Annotated in this window: 15 protein-coding genes; 5 read left to right on the top strand and 10 right to left on the bottom strand. The window is 64.2% G+C overall.

Going from position 1 to position 21,267, the window contains the following annotated elements:
- Positions 1-75 precede the first annotated feature (75 nt).
- On the top strand, positions 76-1,734 hold the full coding sequence (locus tag C8N34_RS00135; RefSeq protein WP_108126753.1) for a calcium-binding protein: 1,659 nt from the start codon (positions 76-78) through the stop codon (positions 1,732-1,734).
- 48 nt (positions 1,735-1,782) lie between these two features.
- On the opposite strand, the gene mfd is transcribed toward C8N34_RS00135, so the two are convergent.
- Together mfd and C8N34_RS00145 are read right to left on the bottom strand one after the other, a co-directional pair.
- A complete protein-coding gene (gene mfd, locus C8N34_RS00140) occupies positions 1,783-5,250 on the bottom strand; it encodes a transcription-repair coupling factor (protein WP_108126755.1) in 3,468 nt (1,155 codons plus the stop codon).
- A gap of 52 nt (positions 5,251-5,302) precedes the next feature.
- Positions 5,303-5,827 carry a hypothetical protein gene (locus C8N34_RS00145; RefSeq protein ID WP_054303575.1) on the bottom strand — a complete coding sequence of 175 codons (525 nt, stop codon included), beginning with the start codon at positions 5,825-5,827 and terminating at the stop codon, positions 5,303-5,305.
- A 170-nt stretch (positions 5,828-5,997) separates the two neighbouring features.
- Here C8N34_RS00145 and hemB point away from each other — a divergent pair, with 170 nt between their 5' ends.
- Positions 5,998-6,996, top strand: coding sequence for a porphobilinogen synthase (gene hemB, locus C8N34_RS00150; RefSeq protein WP_054303717.1), 999 nt, complete (start codon positions 5,998-6,000; stop codon positions 6,994-6,996).
- Between the two features lie 134 nt (positions 6,997-7,130).
- Positions 7,131-7,679, top strand: a complete 549-nt coding sequence (locus C8N34_RS00155) for a lipid-binding SYLF domain-containing protein (RefSeq protein ID WP_108126758.1) — start codon at positions 7,131-7,133, stop codon at positions 7,677-7,679.
- An 83-nt stretch (positions 7,680-7,762) separates the two neighbouring features.
- On the opposite strand, the gene C8N34_RS00160 is transcribed toward C8N34_RS00155, so the two are convergent.
- Positions 7,763-8,632 carry an NAD(P)-dependent oxidoreductase gene (locus tag C8N34_RS00160; protein WP_108126760.1) on the bottom strand — a complete coding sequence of 290 codons (870 nt, stop codon included), beginning with the start codon at positions 8,630-8,632 and terminating at the stop codon, positions 7,763-7,765.
- A 79-nt stretch (positions 8,633-8,711) separates the two neighbouring features.
- Between C8N34_RS00160 and C8N34_RS00165 the strand changes: the two genes are divergently transcribed.
- Together C8N34_RS00165 and C8N34_RS00170 are read left to right on the top strand one after the other, a co-directional pair.
- Complete coding sequence (locus C8N34_RS00165; protein WP_108126762.1) at positions 8,712-11,177, top strand: penicillin acylase family protein; 2,466 nt, start codon at positions 8,712-8,714, stop codon at positions 11,175-11,177.
- Positions 11,178-11,407: 230 nt separating this feature from the next.
- A complete protein-coding gene (locus C8N34_RS00170; protein ID WP_108126764.1) occupies positions 11,408-12,445 on the top strand; it encodes a hypothetical protein in 1,038 nt (345 codons plus the stop codon).
- A 40-nt stretch (positions 12,446-12,485) separates the two neighbouring features.
- Here the strand turns inward: C8N34_RS00170 and hflX are convergent, their stop codons facing one another.
- From hflX to C8N34_RS00205, 7 genes are all read right to left on the bottom strand, one after another.
- Entirely contained in the window at positions 12,486-13,760 is a 1,275-nt protein-coding gene (gene hflX / locus C8N34_RS00175) for a GTPase HflX (RefSeq protein WP_242013757.1), read from the bottom strand.
- A gap of 62 nt (positions 13,761-13,822) precedes the next feature.
- Positions 13,823-14,056, bottom strand: a complete 234-nt coding sequence (gene hfq / locus C8N34_RS00180; RefSeq protein WP_054303569.1) for an RNA chaperone Hfq — start codon at positions 14,054-14,056, stop codon at positions 13,823-13,825.
- A gap of 137 nt (positions 14,057-14,193) precedes the next feature.
- Positions 14,194-15,708, bottom strand: coding sequence for a potassium transporter TrkG (locus C8N34_RS00185; protein WP_108127383.1), 1,515 nt, complete (start codon positions 15,706-15,708; stop codon positions 14,194-14,196).
- 17 nt (positions 15,709-15,725) lie between these two features.
- The gene (trkA, locus tag C8N34_RS00190; protein ID WP_054303568.1) at positions 15,726-17,102 is read right to left on the bottom strand and encodes a Trk system potassium transporter TrkA; all 1,377 of its coding nucleotides are present in this window, start codon (positions 17,100-17,102) and stop codon (positions 15,726-15,728) included.
- Positions 17,103-17,187: 85 nt separating this feature from the next.
- Complete coding sequence (locus C8N34_RS00195; RefSeq protein ID WP_108126768.1) at positions 17,188-17,547, bottom strand: hypothetical protein; 360 nt, start codon at positions 17,545-17,547, stop codon at positions 17,188-17,190.
- Position 17,548: 1 nt separating this feature from the next.
- A complete protein-coding gene (gene ntrX / locus C8N34_RS00200) occupies positions 17,549-18,958 on the bottom strand; it encodes a nitrogen assimilation response regulator NtrX (protein WP_054303566.1) in 1,410 nt (469 codons plus the stop codon).
- A complete protein-coding gene (locus C8N34_RS00205) occupies positions 18,955-21,201 on the bottom strand; it encodes a sensor histidine kinase NtrY-like (RefSeq protein ID WP_108126770.1) in 2,247 nt (748 codons plus the stop codon). The genes ntrX and C8N34_RS00205 overlap by 4 nt, the downstream gene beginning before the upstream one ends.
- Positions 21,202-21,267 lie beyond the last annotated feature (66 nt).

The following is a 21,267-nucleotide window of genomic DNA, read 5'->3' on the forward strand; positions in this document are numbered from 1 at the left end:
CACATTTTCGCCCCGCTTGACCATTAACCACAGGGCCACAGGGGCAAGACACATCCATTTTGCAGAGGACAACACATGACGACCATTACCCTCACCGGCTTTCAGGTCGGTTACTCGGCCTCGACTCCGAATGCTATTTCTGCGTCGACCATCGACATCGTGGCGAATACCGGCTTCGGCTTCGAATACAGCTTCGATGCGCCCGTAAGCGGTGACTATTCTTCCATCACCATCACCAAGATCGTCGGTTCGGCCTATGGCGTGAACGTCGACGGCGGGCCGGTCAACCTGAATACCCAGGCGGCCATCGCCGAAGTGAACTGGGGCGGCACGAACTTCACCAAGATCATGCGCGTGACGACCTCGGACGGTAATGACCACTTCTTCGTCATCGACGGTGATGAACTGCCGGCTTTCGCGGATATCAACGCCTACAACGCTTTCCTGGCTGACGCCTATGCCAGCTCGGATGTGAGCGAATGGTCTAGCACCCGTCTCGGGCCGGGCTTCCGTCTGTATCCGAAAAACTTCGACTCGATGTCGGGCACGGCCGAAAACGATCTGATCATCGGGATCGACGGCGTGCATGACTGGAGCGAATCCTATCTGAGCGCGGGCATCGGCGATGACACCGTGTCCGGCACGGTGGGCGATGACAAGCTGCGCCTTGGCTCGGGTGCCGATTTTGCGGATGGCCGCGGCGGCAATGACCGTATCTTCGGGGAAGCGGGCAACGACAGCATTAACGGCGGCACCGGGGCCGATACCGTTGACGGCGGGACCGGCAACGACTCCATCAGTGGTGGCGCCGACAATGACCGTCTGCTGGGCCGGATCGGGGATGACACGATCAGCGGCGATGCTGGCAACGATTATATCCATGGCGGCTCCGGCACCAACCTGCTGGATGGCGGCACCGGCGACGACACCGTGACCGGCGGCAGTGGCGTCGACCAGATCTTTGGCGGCGTCGGCAACGACCGCGTCCTGGCCGGTGGCGGCAGCGATCTGGTGGATGGCGGCGATGGCAATGACAAGCTCAGCGGTGGCTCCGGCAATGACACGCTCTACGGTGGCGATGGCAATGACACCGTCAGCGGCGGTTCCGGCAATGACGTGATCCAAGGCGGCGCGGGCACGAATACGCTCGCTGGCGATGCCGGAAACGATACGATCAACGGCGGCAGCGATGCCGACAAGATCACGGGCGGCTCCGGTAACGACCAGATCACCGGCCAGTCCGGGGACGATGTGATCAACGGCGACAGCGGCGACGATCAGATCGACGCGGGCCTCGGCAACGATACCGTTCTGGGCGGTGCCGATAACGATACGATGTTCCTGGGCGGCGGCAACGACCGTGGCGATGGTGGCAGCGGCAACGATGCGATCACCGGGGGCAGCGGCACCGATACGCTGATCGGCGGCACCGGCAACGACACGCTGGATGGCGGTTCGGGCGATGACCGGCTGAGCGGCGGTCGCGGTGCCGATACCTTCGTCTTCGGCGACAACGGCGGTTCGGATACGATCACCGATTTCCGCGATGGCGTCGACACGCTGCTGATCGACACCAACCTGGGTGTGTCGAACTTCACCGAACTGCGCGATCTGGGCGAGGCCGTGGGCCGCAACCTCGTGTTCACCTTCGAAACGGGCGACACGCTGACCCTGCGCAATACCAAGATCTCGCAGCTGGCGGGTGACGTGGTGTTCGACGACTTCCTGCTCTGACCGGCAGTCGACAGATGTGAAAGGCCCGGGCCAGCGCCCGGGCCTTTTTCATTTGCCTTTTGGTTTCAGCACCTTTTCCGCCAGATCGCGGGCGATGCCAAAGGCGCCGCGAATGCGGTCTCCCTCGGTCGGCCAATCAACAGCCAGCACGATCTTGTTGCCTGCGACCTTGGCCCCGCCCTGCTGGGCCTGAAGATATTCCACCAGCCCCGCCGGATTAGCGAATTTGTCATTGTGGAACTGCACCGTGGCGCCTTTCGGCCCCGCATTCAGCCGCGAGATGCCCGCCTTCTTGCACATCGCCTTGATGCGCACGACCAGCATGAGCGTGTTCACCTCTTTCGGCAGCGGCCCGAAACGGTCGATCAGTTCGGCGGCGAAACCCTCCAGCTCCACCTTGCTCGCCAGATGGCTGAGCCTGCGGTAAAGCCCCAGCCGGATATCCAGATCGGGCACATACTCCTCGGGGATCAGCACGGGAACGCCAAGGTTGATCTGCGGCGCCCATTGATCGTCGACCGGCGCGAGGCCGGTGATCTCGCCCGATTTGATCTTGGAAATCGTCTCTTCCAGCATCTGCTGGTAAAGTTCGTAGCCGACTTCCTTGATATGGCCTGACTGTTCCTCGCCCAGCAGGTTCCCCGCCCCGCGCAGGTCGAGGTCGTGGCTGGCAAGGTTGAACCCGGCACCGAGGCTGTCGAGGCTCGCCAGCAGCTTCAGCCTCTTCTGCGCCTGCGGCGTCAGCGGGCTGCGCGGTTTGGTGGTCAGATAGCAATAGGCCCGGGTTTTCGACCGGCCGACGCGACCCCGGATCTGGTAAAGCTGGCTGAGGCCGAACATGTCGGCGCGGTGCACGATCATCGTGTTCGCTGTCGGAATATCGAGCCCGCTTTCCACGATCGTGGTGGCCAGCAGCACGTCGTATTTCCCGTCGTAGAACTCGTTCATCCGCTCATCAAGATCACCCGCCGCCAGCTGGCCATGCGCCACGACATAGCTGACCTCCGGCACATGGGTCCGCAGGAAATCCTCAATCTCGGGCAGATCGGCCACGCGCGGCACCACGAAGAAGCTTTGCCCGCCGCGATAGCGTTCGCGCAACAGTGCCTCGCGCAGCGTCACGGTATCGAACTCGCTGACATAAGTACGGATCGCCAGCCGGTCCACTGGCGGGGTGGCGATGATCGAGAGGTCGCGCACGCCCGTGAGCGACAGTTGCAACGTGCGCGGGATCGGCGTCGCGGTCAGCGTCAGCACATGCACCTCGGCGCGCATTTCCTTCAGCCGCTCCTTGTGGCTGACGCCGAAATGCTGTTCCTCGTCGATGATCAGCAGCCCGAGGTTCCTGAACTTCACCCCCTTCGCCAGCAGCGCATGGGTGCCGACGCAGATGTCCACGGTGCCATCTTCCAGCCCCTTGCGGGTGGCGGCGGCATCCCTGGCGGAGACGAAGCGCGACAAGGGCCGCACCTCGATCGGGAAGCCGCGGAAGCGTTCGGCGAAGCTGCGGTAATGCTGGCGCGCCAGAAGCGTGGTCGGGCAGATCACCGCCACCTGCATCCCGGCCATGGCGGCGACAAAGGCGGCGCGCATCGCGACCTCGGTCTTGCCGAAGCCCACGTCGCCCACGACCAGCCGGTCCATCGGATTGCCGGCCTCAAGATCCGCCACCACATCGGAAATCGCGTTCAGCTGATCGTCGGTTTCCTGATAGGGGAAGCGCGCGGCAAAGGCCTCCCATGCCGAATGCGGCGCCTCAAGGATCGGCGCATGGCGCAGGTGACGTTCTGCGGCAATCCGCATCAGCCGGTCGGCAATCTCGCGGATACGCTCCTTGAGCTTTGCCTTCTTCGCTTGCCATGCCCCGCCGCCCAGACGGTCCAGCAGCCCGTCCTCATGACCATAGCGGCTGAGGAGTTCGATATTCTCGACCGGCAGATAAAGCTTGGCATCCTCGGCATAGACCAGATGCACATATTCATGCGGCGGGCCGGGGCGGTTGCGCGGCGGTTCGGGCACGCGCAGGGTTTCGAGCCCCACGAACCGCCCGACACCATGTTCGACATGCACCACCAGATCGCCGGGGCTCAGCGTGCCAAGGTCTTGCAGGAAGTTCTCGGCCCGTTTCTTGCGGCGCGGCTTGCCCAGCAGGCGGTCGCCCAGCACATCCTGTTCGGAAATCACCGCAAGGCCCGGCGCGGTAAAGCCCTCGTCCAGCGCCCAGACCGCGAGGAACAGCCCGCCCTTGCCTTCCGGCACTGCGCGCAGATCGGCGACTTCAGCGGTGGCCGAAAGCCCCTGATCCTCCATCAGCCCCTTCAGCCGCTCGCGCGCCCCTTCGGACCACGAAGCAATCACCACCTGCCGCTCTGTCCGCAGGCTGCGCACATGATCGGCCAGCGCACCGAACAGGCTCAGGCTTTCGACCTGTCGCTCGGGCGCGAAATTGCGCCCGATCCGCCCGCCCGCATCCAGAACGCCCGGACCGGGGCTTTGCGGCAAAGGCGAAAGCTGGATCACCCGATGCCCGGCAATCGAAGCCTCGAAGGCGGCGTCATCCAGATAAAGCGCCTCGGGCGGACACGGTTTGTAAACCGTATCCATGCGCCCCTTGACGCCCAGATGTTCACGCCGCGCCTCATATTGGTCGGCGATCCCCTCCCAGCGCGACAGCCGTGCGGGTGTCACCTGATCGTCCAGCATGACGCTGGCATCGGGGAGATAGTGGAACAGCGTCTCCAGCCGGTCATGGAACCACGGCAGCCAGTGCTCCATCCCCTGATGTTTGCGGCCCGCGCTGACCGCCTCGTACAGCGGATCATCCGTCGTGGCACCGAATTCGATGCGATAGGTCTGGCGGAAGCGGGTGATCGCCGCCTCGTCCAGCATGACCTCCGACACCGGCGCCAGATCGACGGCCGTCAGCTTTTCGGTCGTGCGCTGGCTTTCAGGGTCGAAGCGGCGGATGCCATCCAGCACATCGCCGAAGAAATCCAGCCGCACCGGCCCACCCTCGCCCGGCGGATAGATGTCAACGATACCGCCGCGCAGCGCGTAATCGCCGGGTTCGGTCACGGTGGTCGTCGGTGAAAACCCCATGCGCGCCAGGTAGTCGCGCAAGGCGCCCTCGTTCACCCGTTCGCCCACACGGGCAGAGAAGGACGCCGCCCGCACCACCTCGCGCGCGGGCAGGCGCTGCGTCACCGCGTTCAGCGTGGTCAGCAGGATGAAGCGATCCGCCACCCCATGCGCCAGCAGCGCAAGTGTCGCCATCCGGCGGGCCGAGATTTCGGGATTGGGCGACACCCGGTCATAGGGCAGGCAGTCCCAAGCCGGGAAATCCAGCACCAGCGCATCGGGCGCCATGAAGGCCAGCGCGCGGCGCATCGCCTCCATCCGCTTGTCGTCGCGCGCGACATGCACCACGGCCCGGCCACGCGACAGTTCCTTCGCCAGCAGGCAGGCATCATATCCCTCTGGCGCACCGCCGAGGACGATCTTCATCTGTTCCGACATGAGCCCCGATCTAACCCCTGCGTCGCCGAAGTAAAGCCTTGCCCGGAACCGCCTAGCCCAGAACGCCGATATGCATGTTCTGGTACATCCCCCACAGCGAGGTCAGCAGAATGGCGATCATCCCGATCAGCTGCGTCCCCATCCGCAGATGCACCAGCCGCCGCACCAGCACCTCGCCCCGGTGGTCGCCATCCGCGATGCGGTGGGCGCTGCGGACCGAAAGGGTCGAGACGACCACCATGGGACAGAACAGACAGAAGGCGGCCTGGGCGAACTCGATCCCGTAGTAAAAGCCCAGAACCACCAGCAGCGTCAGGATGAAGGCCACGAACCCCGCGATCCACAGACCCGAGACATGGGTGATGTAAAGCAGCCGGTTCACATTGACCCGCGCCATCGCCTCCAGATCCTCCAGCGCCTGACCGCCGCTGCGACGCGCGCGCAGCACTAGATCGAAGGGCACCCCCAACACCCAATGGCTTGTCATCGACCATTGCACCGCCAGCATGATCCAGAACCACAGGTTCGAGAATGACCGCATGTCGATCAGTTCGAATATGGTTTCATACCACTGCATGCAACTCTCCGGTCGTGTCCCGCCGTTCGGAAACGGCCGCCCCGGCAAATGGCGGGACTGCGGCATTCCTATCCTTGCAGCGCAGGCTTTTCCATGGCAGGCAGAAAAAAATCCGGCGCGGGGTGGCTGGCCCATCCCCGCAAATCAGGACTTGCCGCAAGGACATGACGATGCATCCCAGCCAGGCCGCCTTTCCCGCCACCCGTTTCCGCCGTGTCCGCCGCACGGAAAGCCTGCGCCGGCTGACACAGGAAAATGTGTTGACAACCAATGACCTGATCTGGCCGATCTTCATTCGCGACGGCGAGAATATCCGCGAACCCGTGATGTCGATGCCCGGTGTCGACCGGCTGTCGATCGACCTCGCGGTGCAGGCGGCGGAAGAGGCGGCGGCGCTTGGCATCCCGGCGCTCTGCCTCTTTCCCTATACCGATCCTTCTGTCAAAACCGAGACCTGCGAAGAGGCCTGGAACCCCGACAACCTGACCAACCGCTGCATCCGTGCCATCAAGGCGGCAGTGCCGGAAATCGCGGTGATGACCGACATCGCGCTCGATCCCTATAACTCCAACGGCCATGACGGCCTTGTGCGCGACGGCATCATCCTGAATGATGAAACGGTCGAGGCGCTGGTCCGCATGGCGCTGGCGCAGGCCGACAGCGGCGCTGACATCCTCGGCCCCTCCGACATGATGGATGGCCGGATCGGCGCGATCCGCGCGGCGATGGAAGCCGCGGGCCACAAGGACGTGGCGATCCTGTCCTATTCCGCCAAATATGCCAGCGCGTTCTACGGGCCGTTCCGCGATGCCGTGGGCGCCTCGGGCGCGCTGAAGGGGGACAAGAAGACCTATCAGATGAACCCCGGCAACAGCGACGAAGCCCTGCGCCTGATCGAGCGTGACCTGCGCGAGGGCGCTGATATGGTGATGGTCAAGCCGGGCATGCCCTATCTCGATATCTGTCGCCGCGTGAAAGACAGCTTTGGCGTACCGACCTATGCCTACCAGGTCTCCGGTGAATATGCGATGATCCGGGGCGCGGCCCTGAACGGCTGGATCGATGGCGAAAAGGCCATGGTTGAAAGCCTTCTGGGCTTCAAACGCGCTGGCTGCGACGGCATCCTGACCTATTTCGCCCCCGCCGTCGCGCGGCTCCTGCGGGCCTGACGGGCGGTCTTTCGCCGGAACCGGCCCTGCCGCCGGTCAAGGGCAAGTGACATGCGCCACCTGATCCGCTATATGTGGATTGGACGGCCCGTCAGAGGCCATGCGGCAGCGCCGCAAGCAATGAGAGGCAGAGCATGATCGACAGACGCACCTTTCTTCTGTGCTCGGGCGCGGCCTTCGCGCTGGGCGCCTGCGGCAATGGCGTGGGCGGGCGTGGCAGCGCCACAATCGACGCCCGTGTGGACGAGACGCGGAACTACCTGTTCAACCGCTACCCCGGCACGCGCGATCTCGCCTCCAAGGCTTACGGCGTGCTTTACATGCCGCTGGTGACCGAGGCGGGCTTCGGGATCGGCGGCGCCTTCGGTCGCGGGGCGCTGCGCATCAATGACGTGACGGTGGATTACTATTCCGCCGCGAAGGCCTCCATCGGGCTTCAGATCGGTGCTCAGCAATATGCCCATGCACTGTTCTTCATGACGCAGGATGCACTCAGCGATTTCCGCCGCTCGCCGGGCTGGGCTGCTGGTGCTGACCTGAAATACGCCACTCCGGAACAGGGCGCCTCCATTGGCAAGGACACGACCGAAATCGACCCGGTGATCGCGCTGGTCTTCGGTCAGGCGGGCCTGATCGCGGGAGCCACGCTGTCGGGCACCAAATACACCCGCATCATCCCGTAAAGCGAAAGGGGCAGGAAAACCCGCCCCATTTGCTTCTTGCCGAAATACTCCGGGGTCCGGGGCAGCGCCCCGGTCCTGTCGGTTCAGTCCCGCGTCAGGCGCCGGATCAGGCTCGATGTGTCATTGCGCCCGCCGCCCATGTTCTGCACTTCCTTGTAGAACTGGTCCACCAACGCGGTAACAGGCAGCGACGCGCCGATCTGGTCAGCGGTTTCCAGACAGATCTTCAGATCCTTGCGCATCCAGTCCACCGCAAAGCCGAAATCGAACTGACCGGACAGCATGGTCTTGTGGCGGTTGGCCATCTGCCAGCTTCCGGCTGCCCCCTGGCTGATCACCTCGACCACCGCCTCGCCGTCAAGCCCCGCCTTCTGCCCGAAGGCCAGCGCCTCCGACAGGCCCTGTACCAGGCCGGCAATGCAGATCTGGTTCATCATCTTGGCAATCTGCCCGGCGCCGCTGTCGCCCAGACGGCGGCAGATGCGGGCATAGGCGGCTATCACCGGCTCGGCCCGGTCATATTCGGCCTGGGCACCCCCGCACATCACGGAAAGCACGCCATTCTGCGCCCCGGCCTGCCCGCCGGACACAGGCGCATCGACGAATCCCTTGCCTTCCCCGGCGGCGACCGCCGAAAGTTCACGCGTTACCTGTGCCGAAACCGTGGTGTGGTCGACGAAGATCGCACCGCGCTCCATCCCTGAAAAGGCGCCATCCGCGCCAAGGCAGACGCTGCGCAGGTCGTCATCATTGCCGACGCAGACCATCACGAATTCCGCCCCCTGGGCCGCCGCGCGCGGCGTGGCGCCCCAGCCACCGCCAAATTCCGCAACCCAGGCCTTCGCCTTCGCCTCGGTCCGGTTATAGACCATCACCTCATGGCCCTTCGCCACCAGATGTCCCGCCATCGGATAGCCCATGACCCCAAGGCCGAGAAATGCCACCTTCGCCATCGTGAACCCTCCTGCAATTGCCCCCGGACGCAGGATCGACTAGGAACGCATCTCGGGTTCAAGGTCAAGGACGCGCCCCATGCTCATGGTTTTCCGCTGGATGCTCCGCATTTTCACGGGGCTTGTCGTTCTGGCCGGTCTGGCGCTGGTCGGGGCGTATTATTTCCTGTCGCGGTCCCTGCCGGATTACAACGAGGATTTTACCCTGCAGGGGCTGCATGCCCCGGTCGAAATCGTGCGCAATAATGACAATGTGCCGCATATCTTCGGCTCGGATGACCGGGACGTCTATTTTGCGCTGGGCTTCACCCATGCCCAGGACAGGCTGTGGCAGATGACCATGCTGCGCCGCACCGCGCAGGGGCGACTGTCCGAGGTCTTTGGCAACCGGACCCTGAAGATTGACGAGCTGATGCGGCGCTATGACCTCTATCGCTATGCGACTGAGGCGGTGGCCGTTCAGGATGACCCGACCCGCGCCGCGCTGGAGGCCTATGCAGAAGGCGTCAATGCCTGGATTTCCGAGGTGAATCGCGGCGCCCGCGGGCGTGGCGCGCCGGAGTTCTTCTTTTTCTCGAACGAGATCGCTGCATGGCAGCCCGCCGACAGTCTGGCCATCCTCAAACTGATGGCCTTGCAACTGACGGGCCAACTGGAGGATGAGGTGATCCGCGCCCGGATGTCGCTGACCCTGCCGGAGCAGCGCCTGCGCGACATTCTGCCCGATAATCCGGGTCAGGCCATCGCCGCCCTGCCCGACTATGCGCAGATCGTGCCCGGCCCCTTCCCGCAGGGCGCCCCGCGCCGCTATGCGGAAGATCCGCTGTCGCCCTTCCCGCGCCGGGGCTTTTCGGGGGCCTCCAATGCCTGGGCGGCGGCTCCGTCACGGGCGGCTGCCGGCGGCACGCTTCTGGCCAATGACCCGCATCTGGGCTTCACGGCGCCGACGCTTTGGTATCTGGCCCGGCTGGAACTGCGCTCGGGCGGTGTGATCGGCGCGACGATTCCGGGCGTGCCCGTCGTGCTTGCGGGCCGGTCCGAGGCTTTGGGCTGGGGTCTGACCACTGCTTATGTCGACGATCAGGATCTGCATATCGAAGAGGTCAATCCCGCCAATTCCGAAGAATACCGCACCCCGGACGGCTGGAAGAAATTCGAAACCCGCCGCACCATCATTCAGGTCAAGGATGCGGCCCCGGTCACCATCACCCTGCGCTGGACCGACAATGGCCCGGTGCTGCCCGGCTCGCATTACGATCTGGCCACTATCACCCCGCCCGGCCATGTCATGTCGCTCAGCTGGACCGCGCTGACAGCGCAGGACACTTCGATGACCGCCGCCATCCGCCTGATGGGTGCAAAAAGCACTGCCGAGGCGATGGAGGCAGGCCGCCTGTTCGTGGCCCCCGCGCAGAATCTGATGCTCGCTGACCGCGAGGGCATCGCCATGCAGATCATTGGCGCGGTGCCGCAACGCGATGCGCGCAACCAGACCCGCGGCCGGATGCCCTCGCCCGGCTGGCTGGCCGAAAACCGCTGGCTCGGAACCTTTCCCTACGAGGAAAACCCGCGCTTCGTGAAACCCGCGACCGGCATTCTGGGCAATACCAACAACAAGACGGTGGACCAGCCCTTCCCCCGGCACCTGTCCTACAACTGGGGCGATACACAGCGCGTGCAACGCTGGCTGACGCTGATGAAGACGCGCGAGGTGCATACCCGTGAAAGCTTCATCGAGGCGCAGCTCGATACCGTCAGCCCGACTGCCCGCGCCATCCTGCCCCTGGTCGGCGCAGATCTGTGGTTCACCGGCGAGGCCGCCCCCGAGGGCACGCCCGAACGGCTGCGCCAGCGCGCGCTGGAACTGATGGCCAAGTGGAACGGCGAGATGAACGAACATCTTCCCGAACCGCTGATCTATCAGGCCTGGATGCGGGCGCTGCAAGACCGGCTGATCCGTGACGAGATCGGGCCGCTGGCGGATTCCTTCACCAAGATCGAGCCGGTGTTCCTGGAACGCGTCTACCGCAATATCGACGGCGCAGGTGCATGGTGTGATGTCATCCAGTCGGCACAGGTGGAGACCTGCACCGACATGGCCCGCATCGCACTGGATCAGGCGCTGCTGGAGCTGTCCGAGAAATACGGCCGCAATCTGGAAAGCTGGCGCTGGGGCGATGTGCATCAGGCGGCCCACGACCATCCGGTGCTGGGGAATGTGCCGATCCTGCGCTATTTCGTGAATATCCGCCAAAGCACCAGCGGCGACGACAATACGCTGATGCGGGGCAGCCCAAAGGGCACCGGCCCCGACCCCTGGCTGAACGTCCATGGTGCGGGTTATCGCGGCGTCTATGATTTCGCCGATCCCGACAGTTCGGTCTTCATCATTGCCACCGGGCAGTCGGGGCACCCGCTCAGCCGTCACTATGACAATCTGGGTGAACGCTGGCGGCGGGGCGAGTACATCCCGATGTCGCTCGACCCGGTTCTGGCCCGCGCGGCCTCGGTCGGCGACAGCCACCTGCGCCCGCCTGCGCCCTGAGCCTCACAAATTAGGGCGGAAATGCGGCGACATTCAGGCGCCACTTTTGTCCTGCCTTGCACGCATCGCGCAAACCATTGATAAAAATGAGTAGTTTCCGTGTCCGATATGGAAACGGACATTTTCCGACTGCCACATGGCGTCCATGCCTTGAATTTGCCACAAACCTCACGGGGGCGCAAAGAGTGACCGGACCTGCAAAGGGCCGCGCTCAGGCTATGGGGACAGTCATGGCAGACAGCAGACTATACGAATATAATCTTGAAGGCGTGAAGTTCACCGCCGAACTCTACATCGGCCAGTCGGGCGAGGTCGAAGCGAAGGTCACGATGCTGGAGGGGCATGCCGACTTCAATACGATGTATTGGGGCGATGACTCCTTCGTGGGCGACAGCGCGACGGTCGACAACCCGAACCACCAGCCGATCGACCTTGAGGCCGCAGGCATCAAGTGTCAGGACGTGCAATTCGACCACGCGCAGAAGATGTCGGCCCCCGGCTTCGAATGGGAAGGCGCGGACAAGCCGACCTATCTGGAAGCGGGCGAAACCGGTTTCGTCACGCTTTCGGGGGAAACCAACCTCGACAATGTGGATGTGCTGGGCTTCTGGGGCACCAACGCCTCGACCCCGGATGGCGAGATGAATGCGGTCGCCGGGGACGGTATTGCGGATTGCGGTGAAGACGACTGCGATCACGACCACGGCGGGGAAGATGACGAGGACGGCGATGATTGCGACGGCGGCAAGTCGCATCACGGTGGCAAACATTGCGGTGGCAAGGATGACCACGGCAAGGACGACGATGACGACAAATCCTGCGGTGGCTGGGGCAAGTGGGATCGTGACGACGACCACGGCGGCAAAGGCGGCTGGGGTAAGGGCTCCGACTGGGGCAAAGGTCACGACTGGGGCAAAGGCAACGATTGGGGTAAGGGCAACGACTGGAGCCATGGCGGCAGCTGGGGCAAGGGCGATTGCGGCACCGGCAAGGATGTCGGCTGGGGCAAAGGCGCTTCCTGGGGTAAGGACTGGGGCCATGGCAAGGGCGGCGAGGCCGATTGCGGCGGCAGCAGCAAGGCCCTGGGCTGGTTCAAGCCGCTGGGCGGCGGTCTGGCCTCGAAGTTCATCAACCTCGATCCGGCCAAGTTCTATGAATCCTGCATGACCCAGAAAGATGCGGACGAAGATCAGGACCAGAGCCACCAGAACGAGGACGACGACGATCATCCCGGTGGCGGCCACGGCGGCTGGCACGCCTTCCTGTGACCTGAAACAGAACGGGCGGCCTCCTGGCCGCCCGATTTCATCACAGTTCGCGGTAGCGTTTTTCCTGCCGCGCGGTCCAGCGCACCCGGATGGCCCAGCCCTCTTCGCCCTGCACTTCTTCCTGCACCACGCCTTCGGCATGCAGCCAGGCGCGCCTGCGCCCCTCGGCAAAGCCAAGCATCAGATCACGGTCGGACTTCTCTTCATCAAATGCGCGGCTGACAGCCTCCAGCAGCGTATCAATGCCCTCGCCGGTCAGCGCCGAAACGGCGAAAACCCCGTCGCGCGTGGCACTTTGCGCCAGCAACGCCTCATGCGTGGTGGGGTCCAGCAGATCGAGCTTGTTCCAGACCTCGACCTTCGGCGTTTCCGCCTTCACCCCGAGACTTTGCAGAATATCGGCCACATCCGCTGCCTGTTCGGCGGTTTCGGGATGGGCAATATCGCGCACATGCAGGATCAGATCGGCCTCAAGCACCTCTTCCAGCGTGGCGCGGAAGGCGGCGACCAGTTGCGTCGGCAGGTCCGAGATGAAGCCCACCGTATCCGACAGGATCACCTTGCGCCCCGAGGGCAGCGTGACACCGCGCATCGTCGGGTCCAGCGTCGCGAACAGCATATCCTTGGCCAGCACCTCGGCCCCGGTCATCCGGTTGAACAGCGTCGATTTGCCTGCGTTGGTGTAGCCCACCAGCGCCACCACCGGAAACGGCACCTTGCGCCGGGCACTGCGGTGCAGTTCGCGCGTTTTCACCACCTTTTCCAGCTGGCGGCGAATGCGGATCACCTGATCGTCGATGGCGCGACGGTCGGCCTCTTTCTGCGTCTCACCGGGGCCGCCGACGAAGCCGAAGCCGCCGCGCTGACGTTCCAGGTGGGTCCAGGCCCGCACCAGCCGCGTGCGCTGATAGCTGAGCGCCGCGAGTTCGACCTGCAAGACCCCTTCCCGCGTCCGGGCGCGATCCGCGAAGATTTCAAGGATCAGGCTGGTGCGATCCAGCAGCTTGACGCCCCATTCCTTTTCCAGATTGCGTTGCTGGATCGGCGAAACCGGGCCGTCGATCAGCACTAGTTCCACCTCTTCAGCGTGAAACTTCGCCTTCAGTTCGGCCAGCTTGCCCGATCCGAACAGCGTGCCGGGGTGCACACGCGGCAGGCGCACGACCTCGGCTCCCAGAACCTCCATCCCCGGCAGGGCGACGGCGAGCGATTCGGCTTCGGCCAGGCGAAGCTCGGGCAGGCGTCGGGACGATTCCGCCCGGATATCGGGGTGGAGAATCCAGGCACGCGTGGGTTGCGCGGCCGTCTCATGCAGATCAACCCCACCGTCGCGGGACGGCGGGGCGAAGCTGTCTTCATCCTCGGGAAGATCGGAAATCAGTCTTCACCCTCGTAAAGATTGATCGGCGCGCCCGGCATAATGGTGGAAATCGCGTGTTTGTACACAAGTTGCGATTGACCGTCGCGGCGCAGCAGAACGCAGAAGTTGTCAAACCAGGTGATAACGCCTTGCAGCTTCACCCCGTTGATCAAAAAGATGGTAACCGGAACCTTCGCCTTCCGGACATGATTCAGGAAAGCGTCCTGCAAATTCTGTTTATCGGCAGCCATTCTTTATTGCCTTTTTTTGTCGCGCGGTTCTGTCCGCCGCCCCTTCCCAGTCGTTCCGTCAGGCAGCGGAATCAGTATGTCTGGCAAATCTGCCAGATTCCAGCCCCAAAATCAGGCCGTTATCGCCCACATGAACATTACTTCCGCCATTGCTCGGGTGCCAGAAGCGCCAGAAGGGCCAGCGCCTCGACCCGCCCCAGCACCATGGCGAAGCCCAGAACCAGCTTGGCGGGCGTGCCAAGTGCCGAAAACAGAACGGCACTTTCTCCGGCGAAGCTGGCAATCGGTCCGGTGGTGGACAGGGCGGAAATCGCAAGGATCAGTGACTGGTCGAACCCCTGCCCGGTCAGCGTCAGCGCCGCGACAATGACCGCGATTGAAACGGCAAACAGCATGAAGAACACCCAGGCCAGCCGCGCGCCCTCTCCCCGCAGCCGCCGCGCCACCGTGCCCTGCCCGCCGATGGAATGCGGATGGATCAGCCGTTCCATCTCGCGCTGGCCATGGCGGAACAGCGCATAGACCCGCAGGAGCTTTACCCCGCCCGCCGTGGTGGCGACACCGCCACCGATCATCGCAAGGCCCAGAAGGATCAGCCCGTGCGTCTCCAGCCCCGACCAGAGCTGCGCTGCCGCCCATTGCGACGAAGGCAGCCCGGTGGTCGTCAGGAAGGACAGGGTGGTGAAAGCCGTGCCCCAGAGCACGCGCAGAAACGAGACGAGGTTCTGCCCCTCGGCATTCTCGATGGCACCGACCCAGTGACGCAGGAACAGCACGCCTGTGACCACGAAGACGATGGCAGCGGCCATGCGCAGTTCGGGGTCATACGGCAGGCTGCGGGCGCGCTCGCCCAGGGCCGGGCCGGCCGGATAGGCGCGGCGGGTGATGGCGGGCAACAGGAACAGCGCGATCAGGATCTCGCCCGGAATGCCCGAACCGGAAACACCTGCATTGCCGCCGGGCATGATGCCGCTCGTCGAAACCGTGGCCATCGCCAGACACAGCGCGCGGAACCCGGCCTCGCCCATCAGCACAAGCCCGCACCACAATACCAGTGTGAACCCCGCATAGGCCGGGAAAAGCTGTACCGCGAAGCGGGTCACGCGTTGCGACGGGTCCGCGATGCGGGTGATTTGCGGTGCGCCTGCGCCCGGTGTGCCGCGCCCGGCCAGAACCTCCATCCCGCCAAGGTTCATCGGCAGCAGCACAGCGACGCCCATCAGCAGTATGAAGAAGCCACCCAGCCAGCCGACCAGTGCCCGCCACAGATGCAGCGAATCCGACAGCCTCCCCGGCGTTTCATAAACAGTGGCACCTGTGGTCGTGAAGCTTGACAGCATCTCGAACCAGGCATTGACGAAAGAGGTGTCACGCACCGCCTCGTTCAGCGGAACCGCCAGCATCAGCGGCAGCACCAGATAGGCCCCGACCAGCGCCTTCAGATGGCTGTGCCGGGCATCGCGCGGCTGCCAGTTGGCCGTGGCCAGCGCAATCATGCCGGTCAGGATGGAAAAGATCAGCGCGCCATAGGCAAAGGCGCGCCCCACCGGATAGTCGCGATGGGCAAAGGCATAGGCCGCAGGAACCAGCATCGCAGCCGTCGCAATCCCCATCAGGATCACCAGAAGCGGCAGGTTCAGCAGGCGGCGCATCGGCATCGGCCGCGCCCTCAGAAGAAGTCGATGGAGACTTGCAGCAGCCGCTCCACCTCGGGCACGTCCTTGGCCATGGCAAACATGGCGATGGCATCGCCCTCGTCGATGCGCAGATCGCCAGTGGGCTTCATCACCTTGTCGCCCTTCATCACCGCGCCGACCAGCACGCCTTCGGGAAACTCGATGTCGCGGATCAGCCGCCCGGCCAGCGGCGAAGTGCCCAGAACCTGCGCCTCGATCACCTCGGCCTCGGCATCGCCGATGGAATAGATCGCCCGCACCCGGCCATGCCGGATATGCCGCAGGATCGACGAAACCGTGGTGGCGCGCGGGTTGATATAGGCGTCGATGTCCAGCTCCGCCATCAGGGGCACCAGCGTCGGATCGTTCACCAGCGCAATCGCCATGGGGCAGCCCGCCGATTTTGCCCGGACCGAGACCAGCATGTTGGTCTTGTCGTCATCGGTCACCGCCAGCACCGCATCAGCACGGTCAATGGCGGCTTCCATCAGCAGGTCGATATCCATTCCATCGCCGTTGAGAACGATGGTGCGTTCCAGATTGTCGGCAGCAAATTCTGCGCGGGCGCGGCTTTTCTCGATCACCTTGGCGCGGATGCGGTCGGTTCGTGCCTCCAGCGCTTTGGCGACCTCCAGCCCAACATTGCCGCCACCGATGATGACCACCCGCTCCTGCTTCTTGGCGGCCTTGCCGAAGATATCCAGCGTGCGGCCCACATCGTCGATATGGGTGAAGACATAAATCTGATCTTCCGCGAACAGCTGGTCGCCCGGTTCGGGCGTAAACAGCCGCCCCTGCCGCCGCACGCCCACAACGATGGCGCGCAGGGTGGAAAAAAGCTCGTTCAGCTGCCGCAGCGGCGTGTTCAGCACCGGGCAATCCTCGGCCAGAACAATACCCAGAAGCTGCGCCCGGCCATCAAAGAAGCTTTCTGTATCGAAAGTCGTGGGCGCCGCCAGCCGCTGCATCGCCGCCTCGGCCACTTCCTTCTCGGGGCTGATCACCACGTCGATGGGCAGATGGTCGCGGCGGTAGAGATCGGAATAGATCGCATCCAGATAGTTCTGCGCCCGAAGCCGCGCGATCTTGCGCGGCACGTTGAACACGGAATGCGCCACCTGACAGGTGACCATGTTCACCTCGTCCGAATGGGTGGCGGCGATGATCATGTCTGCATCGCGCGCGCCCGCCCGGTCCAGCACATCGGGATAGCTGGCGAAGCCGGTAATCCCCTGCACATCCAGCGTTTCTGTCGCCCGGCGCACCAGATCGGCGCTCATGTCGACCACGGTCACATCGTTGCGTTCGCCCGAGAGGTGGCGGGCGATCTGCCAGCCCACCTGTCCCGCCCCGCAGATGATCACCTTCATCGGAAACTCCCGGCCCTGATCGGGTCAAGGCATGGCATGGGCGGCCGATGGGGTCAAGAAGCGCGCGGCCCTCCCTGACCTGTGGTCAGGGTCGCCGCGTGTGAACCTCGTGCCCCTGCCCGGCTTCGCCTTCGATGCGCCAGCCCCCTTCCAGCCGCCCCGGCCCTACCTGTCGCAGCACGCCCAGCAGATGCCCGCCCATGACCGAGCCGATGACCAGCCTGTCACCGTCGATCAGACAGATGCCTGGCATCGGGTTGTCGCCGTCGCCCGCATAGGTCGCGGTGCAGGCGCCGGTCGCGTCAGTGGCCAGTTCCATCACATCGGTATAGGACGAGCCATCCAGATCGGTGCCCGCCACGTCATAGATGCCCGGCAGGATCGGCTCGGCCAGAGCCGCGCCCGCCGTCAGGAAAACCAGACCGAGGCCGAAGGCGCCGCGCATCTCAGTCCTCGCCCTCGTCATCCTCGTCCATCTCGCCCGCGCCGCGCGCCTTGGCGCCGGTCACCACGCCAAGCGATTTCAGCTTGCGATGCAGGGCCGAGCGCTCCATGCCGACGAAATTCGCCGTCCGGCTGATATTGCCGCCGAAACGGTTGATCTGGGTCAGCAGATATTCCTTCTCGAACAGCTCGCGCGCCTCGCGCAACGGCAGGGTGGCCAGCTGGCCCCCGATCACCAGCCGCCCGTCATCGCTGCCGCCGCTTTCCTGTCCCGGCAGCTCGCGCGCTTCGATGGGGCCGGAACCGTCACCGAGAATCAGGATGCGCTCGATCACATTGCGCAACTGGCGCACGTTACCCGGCCAGAGCATCGTTTGCAGCATCGCCTCGGCATCCGAGGTCAGCTCGCGCTGCGGCAGGCCCTGGCTGCGGTGGAACATCTCGATGAAATGCCGGGTCAGTTCCGGGATGTCATCGCGGCGTTCCTCCAGCGAGGGCACGGCAATCGGCACCACATTCAGCCGGTCATACAACTCCTGCCGGAAGCGCCCGGCGGCAATTTCCGCCCGCAGGTCGCGGGTGGTGGAGCTGATGACCCGCAGGTCCACGCGCACCTTGTCTTGTCCGCCCGCGCGGGTGAACTGCTGTTCCACCAGAACACGCAGGATTTTCGACTGGGTGCCCAGCGGCATGTCGGCCACTTCGTCGAAGTAGACGATGCCGCCATGCGCCTGCTCCAGAAGCCCCGGTTCGACACCGCGTTCAGGCGTCTCGCGACCGAACAGCACCTCTTCCATCCGCTCGGGTTCGATGGTGGCCGAGGTGACGGTGATGAAGGGCGCACCGGCACGATTGGAATGGGTGTGGATATAGCGCGCCGCCAGTTCCTTGCCCGATCCGGCCGGGCCGGTCAGCATGACCCGTCCGTTCGACTTCGTCACCTTGTCCAGCTGGCCCTTCAGCGCCCGGAAGGCCACCGACCCGCCCAGCATTTCCGACGAGGTGACATCGCGGCGGCGCAATTCGCTGTTTTCGCGGCGCAGGCGCGAGGTTTCCATCGCGCGGCTGACCACGACCATCAGCTGATCAATGTTGAACGGCTTTTCAATGAAATCGTAGGCGCCCTGTTTGATGGCCGCCACCGCGATCTCGATATTGCCATGCCCCGAGATGATGACCACCGGCACATCCGGGTTGTCGCGCTTGACGGTCTTCAGAATGTCGATCCCGTCCATCCGGCTGTCCTTCAGCCAGATGTCGAGGATCATCAGCGCCGGTTGTTCGGCATTGATCTCGGCCATGCAGTCGTCGGCATTGGCCGCCAGCCTGACCTGAAACCCCTCGTCGCGCAGGATATCACCGATCAACTCGCGGATATCCCGCTCGTCGTCGACTATGAGAATGCTGCTCATGCGTCCTCCTGGCCTTCCGTGGCCGTTGTTCTGCCCCGTCCGCGTGCCGGCCGCACCGCCCTTGGCAGGCGGATTTCGGCCATGGCGCCGACGTGGGAATTGCCTTCGAACAGCGGGGCATCGGTCAGCACAAGCGCCCCGCCATGTTCCTCGATGATCTTCTTGACGATGGGCAGGCCGAGGCCCGTGCCCTTGTCGCGCGTGGTCACATAGGGCTCGAACAGCCGCGCGCGGTCGGGCGGCAGGCCGATGCCATTATCGGCGATGGTGATATGCGCTTCCTGCGCATCCACCACCAGTGCCACCCGGATTTCCGGGCGGTAGCCTTCGGGCGCGCCCTTCTCGATCAGCCCCTCGACCGCCTCGCCCGCGTTCTTGATCAGATTGGTCAGCGCCTGCCCGATCATGGTGGCATCCAGTTCCATCGGCAGCGGCGTGTCGGGCAGGTTGGCGGTCAGCGTGACATCGGGCAGCCCCATGTCCTGCAACACCACCGCATCGCGGACCAGCTTTACCAGATCGGTTTCGCGCCGGTCCGGTTCGGGCATACGGGCGAATTTGGAAAACTCGTCCACGATCCGGCGCAGGTCATTGGTCTGCCGCACGATGACTTCGGCATACTGGTCAAGGTCGGCCGCCTGATCACCCACCAACGGGCGGAACTTGCGCTTGATGCGTTCCGCCGAAAGCTGGATCGGGGTCAGCGGGTTCTTGATCTCATGCGCGATGCGGCGGGCAACGTCGCCCCAGGCCGCCATGCGCTGCGCGCTGACAAGCTCGGTCACATCGTCGAAGGCCACAACGAAGCCTTCCAGCTTGCCGCTGTCGTTGCGCCGCACCGCCATCCGCACCAGAAGGCTTTCCATGCGGCCATTGCGGGTCAGTCGGATCTCCTCCTGCACCGCCGCGCCGCCGCCCTGGCGCAGCCGGTCGAACAGCGCCGCAAACTCCGGCACCGCCACCGCCAGCGCCATATCCGACTGACCGTCGCGGAAATCGAGCAGCCGCTCCGCCGCGCGATTGACGAAATCCACATCGCCCTCGGCATCAAGGCCGATCACCCCGGCTGTGACGGAGGACAGCACGCTGTCGAACAGCCGCCGCCGCCGCTCCGATTGCCGGTGGCTTTCCATCAGCGCGTCGCGCTGGCCCTTCAGCTCGCGCGTCATGGTGTTGAACACCCGGCCGAGGGTGGCGATTTCGTCGTCGCCCTCCTCCTCGATCACCTGCACGTTCAGGTCGCCCTCGCCCACACGCGCCGCAGCCGAAGCCAGCCGCCCCACCGGCCGGCTGAGCCGTTCGGCAAACCACAGCCCCAGCCAGATCGCCGCCAGAATGAGGATCAGCGCGAACCCCAGATACAGCAGCCCGAATTCGAACAGGATGCGCCCGCGCGCCTTTTCGACCTGCTGATAGAAGCGTACGGTTTCCTTGGTTTCATCCAGCAGGCTCAGCAGATTTCCATCCACCTCGCGCGAGATATAGAGGTAACGGTCGGCAAAGGCATCCAGATGCACCAGCGCGCGGAATTCGTTGTTGTTCCAATCCTGTATAACGACAACCTCACCCTTCTGCGCGCGGGCGATCTCGTCCGGTGCGGGCTTTTCGAAGTCGAACAGATAGGATTTGTCGCCGCGCGTGCGCAGTTCGCCACCGCCATCAATCAGGAAGGCCTCACGCAATCCGCGCTGCACCCGCTCCTGCGCATCGGTCAGCACCGGGCGCAGCTGGTCATCCTCCAGAAAGAAGGTCGATTGCTTCGTGACATTGATATAGGCGGCCAGTGCCTCGGCATCCTGCACCAGCGCCTCGCGGTGTTCCCGTTCATAGGCTTCGGCAGCAGCCATCGAGGCCCCGACCACACGCTGCACCCGATCCGAGAACCAGCCCTCCAGCCCGACATTCACCGTCAGCACGGCGAAGACCGCCACCAGAACCGTAGGGATCAGCGCCACCAGTGCAAAGACCCCGGTCAGTCTGAGATGCAGTGCCGATCCGGCGGATTGCCTGCGGCGATCCGCGATCATGCGGATCACCCGCGCCAGAACGAGGGCGGCAACGACCAGTGCGTAAACAAAATCCGCCAGCAGGATGACCCGCAGGCTGGACGAGCTGGCGCCATCGTTCATCGGCCCAAGGACCAGCAGGGTCGCAATCACCAGCACCGGGGCCAGCACAACCAGACCAAGGGTCATGGCCGTCTGCACCCGCCGCTGTCGCCGCAACCGGGAAAGCCGGATCATCCAGCCGCTGTTCGCCGCAGCGCGCACTCTTGCCCCCAATCCGTCCGGGGCCCTGTGTCCCCGCAG

The organism is Gemmobacter caeni (genome assembly GCF_003054195.1).
GTDB classification, from domain to species: domain Bacteria; phylum Pseudomonadota; class Alphaproteobacteria; order Rhodobacterales; family Rhodobacteraceae; genus Gemmobacter; species Gemmobacter caeni.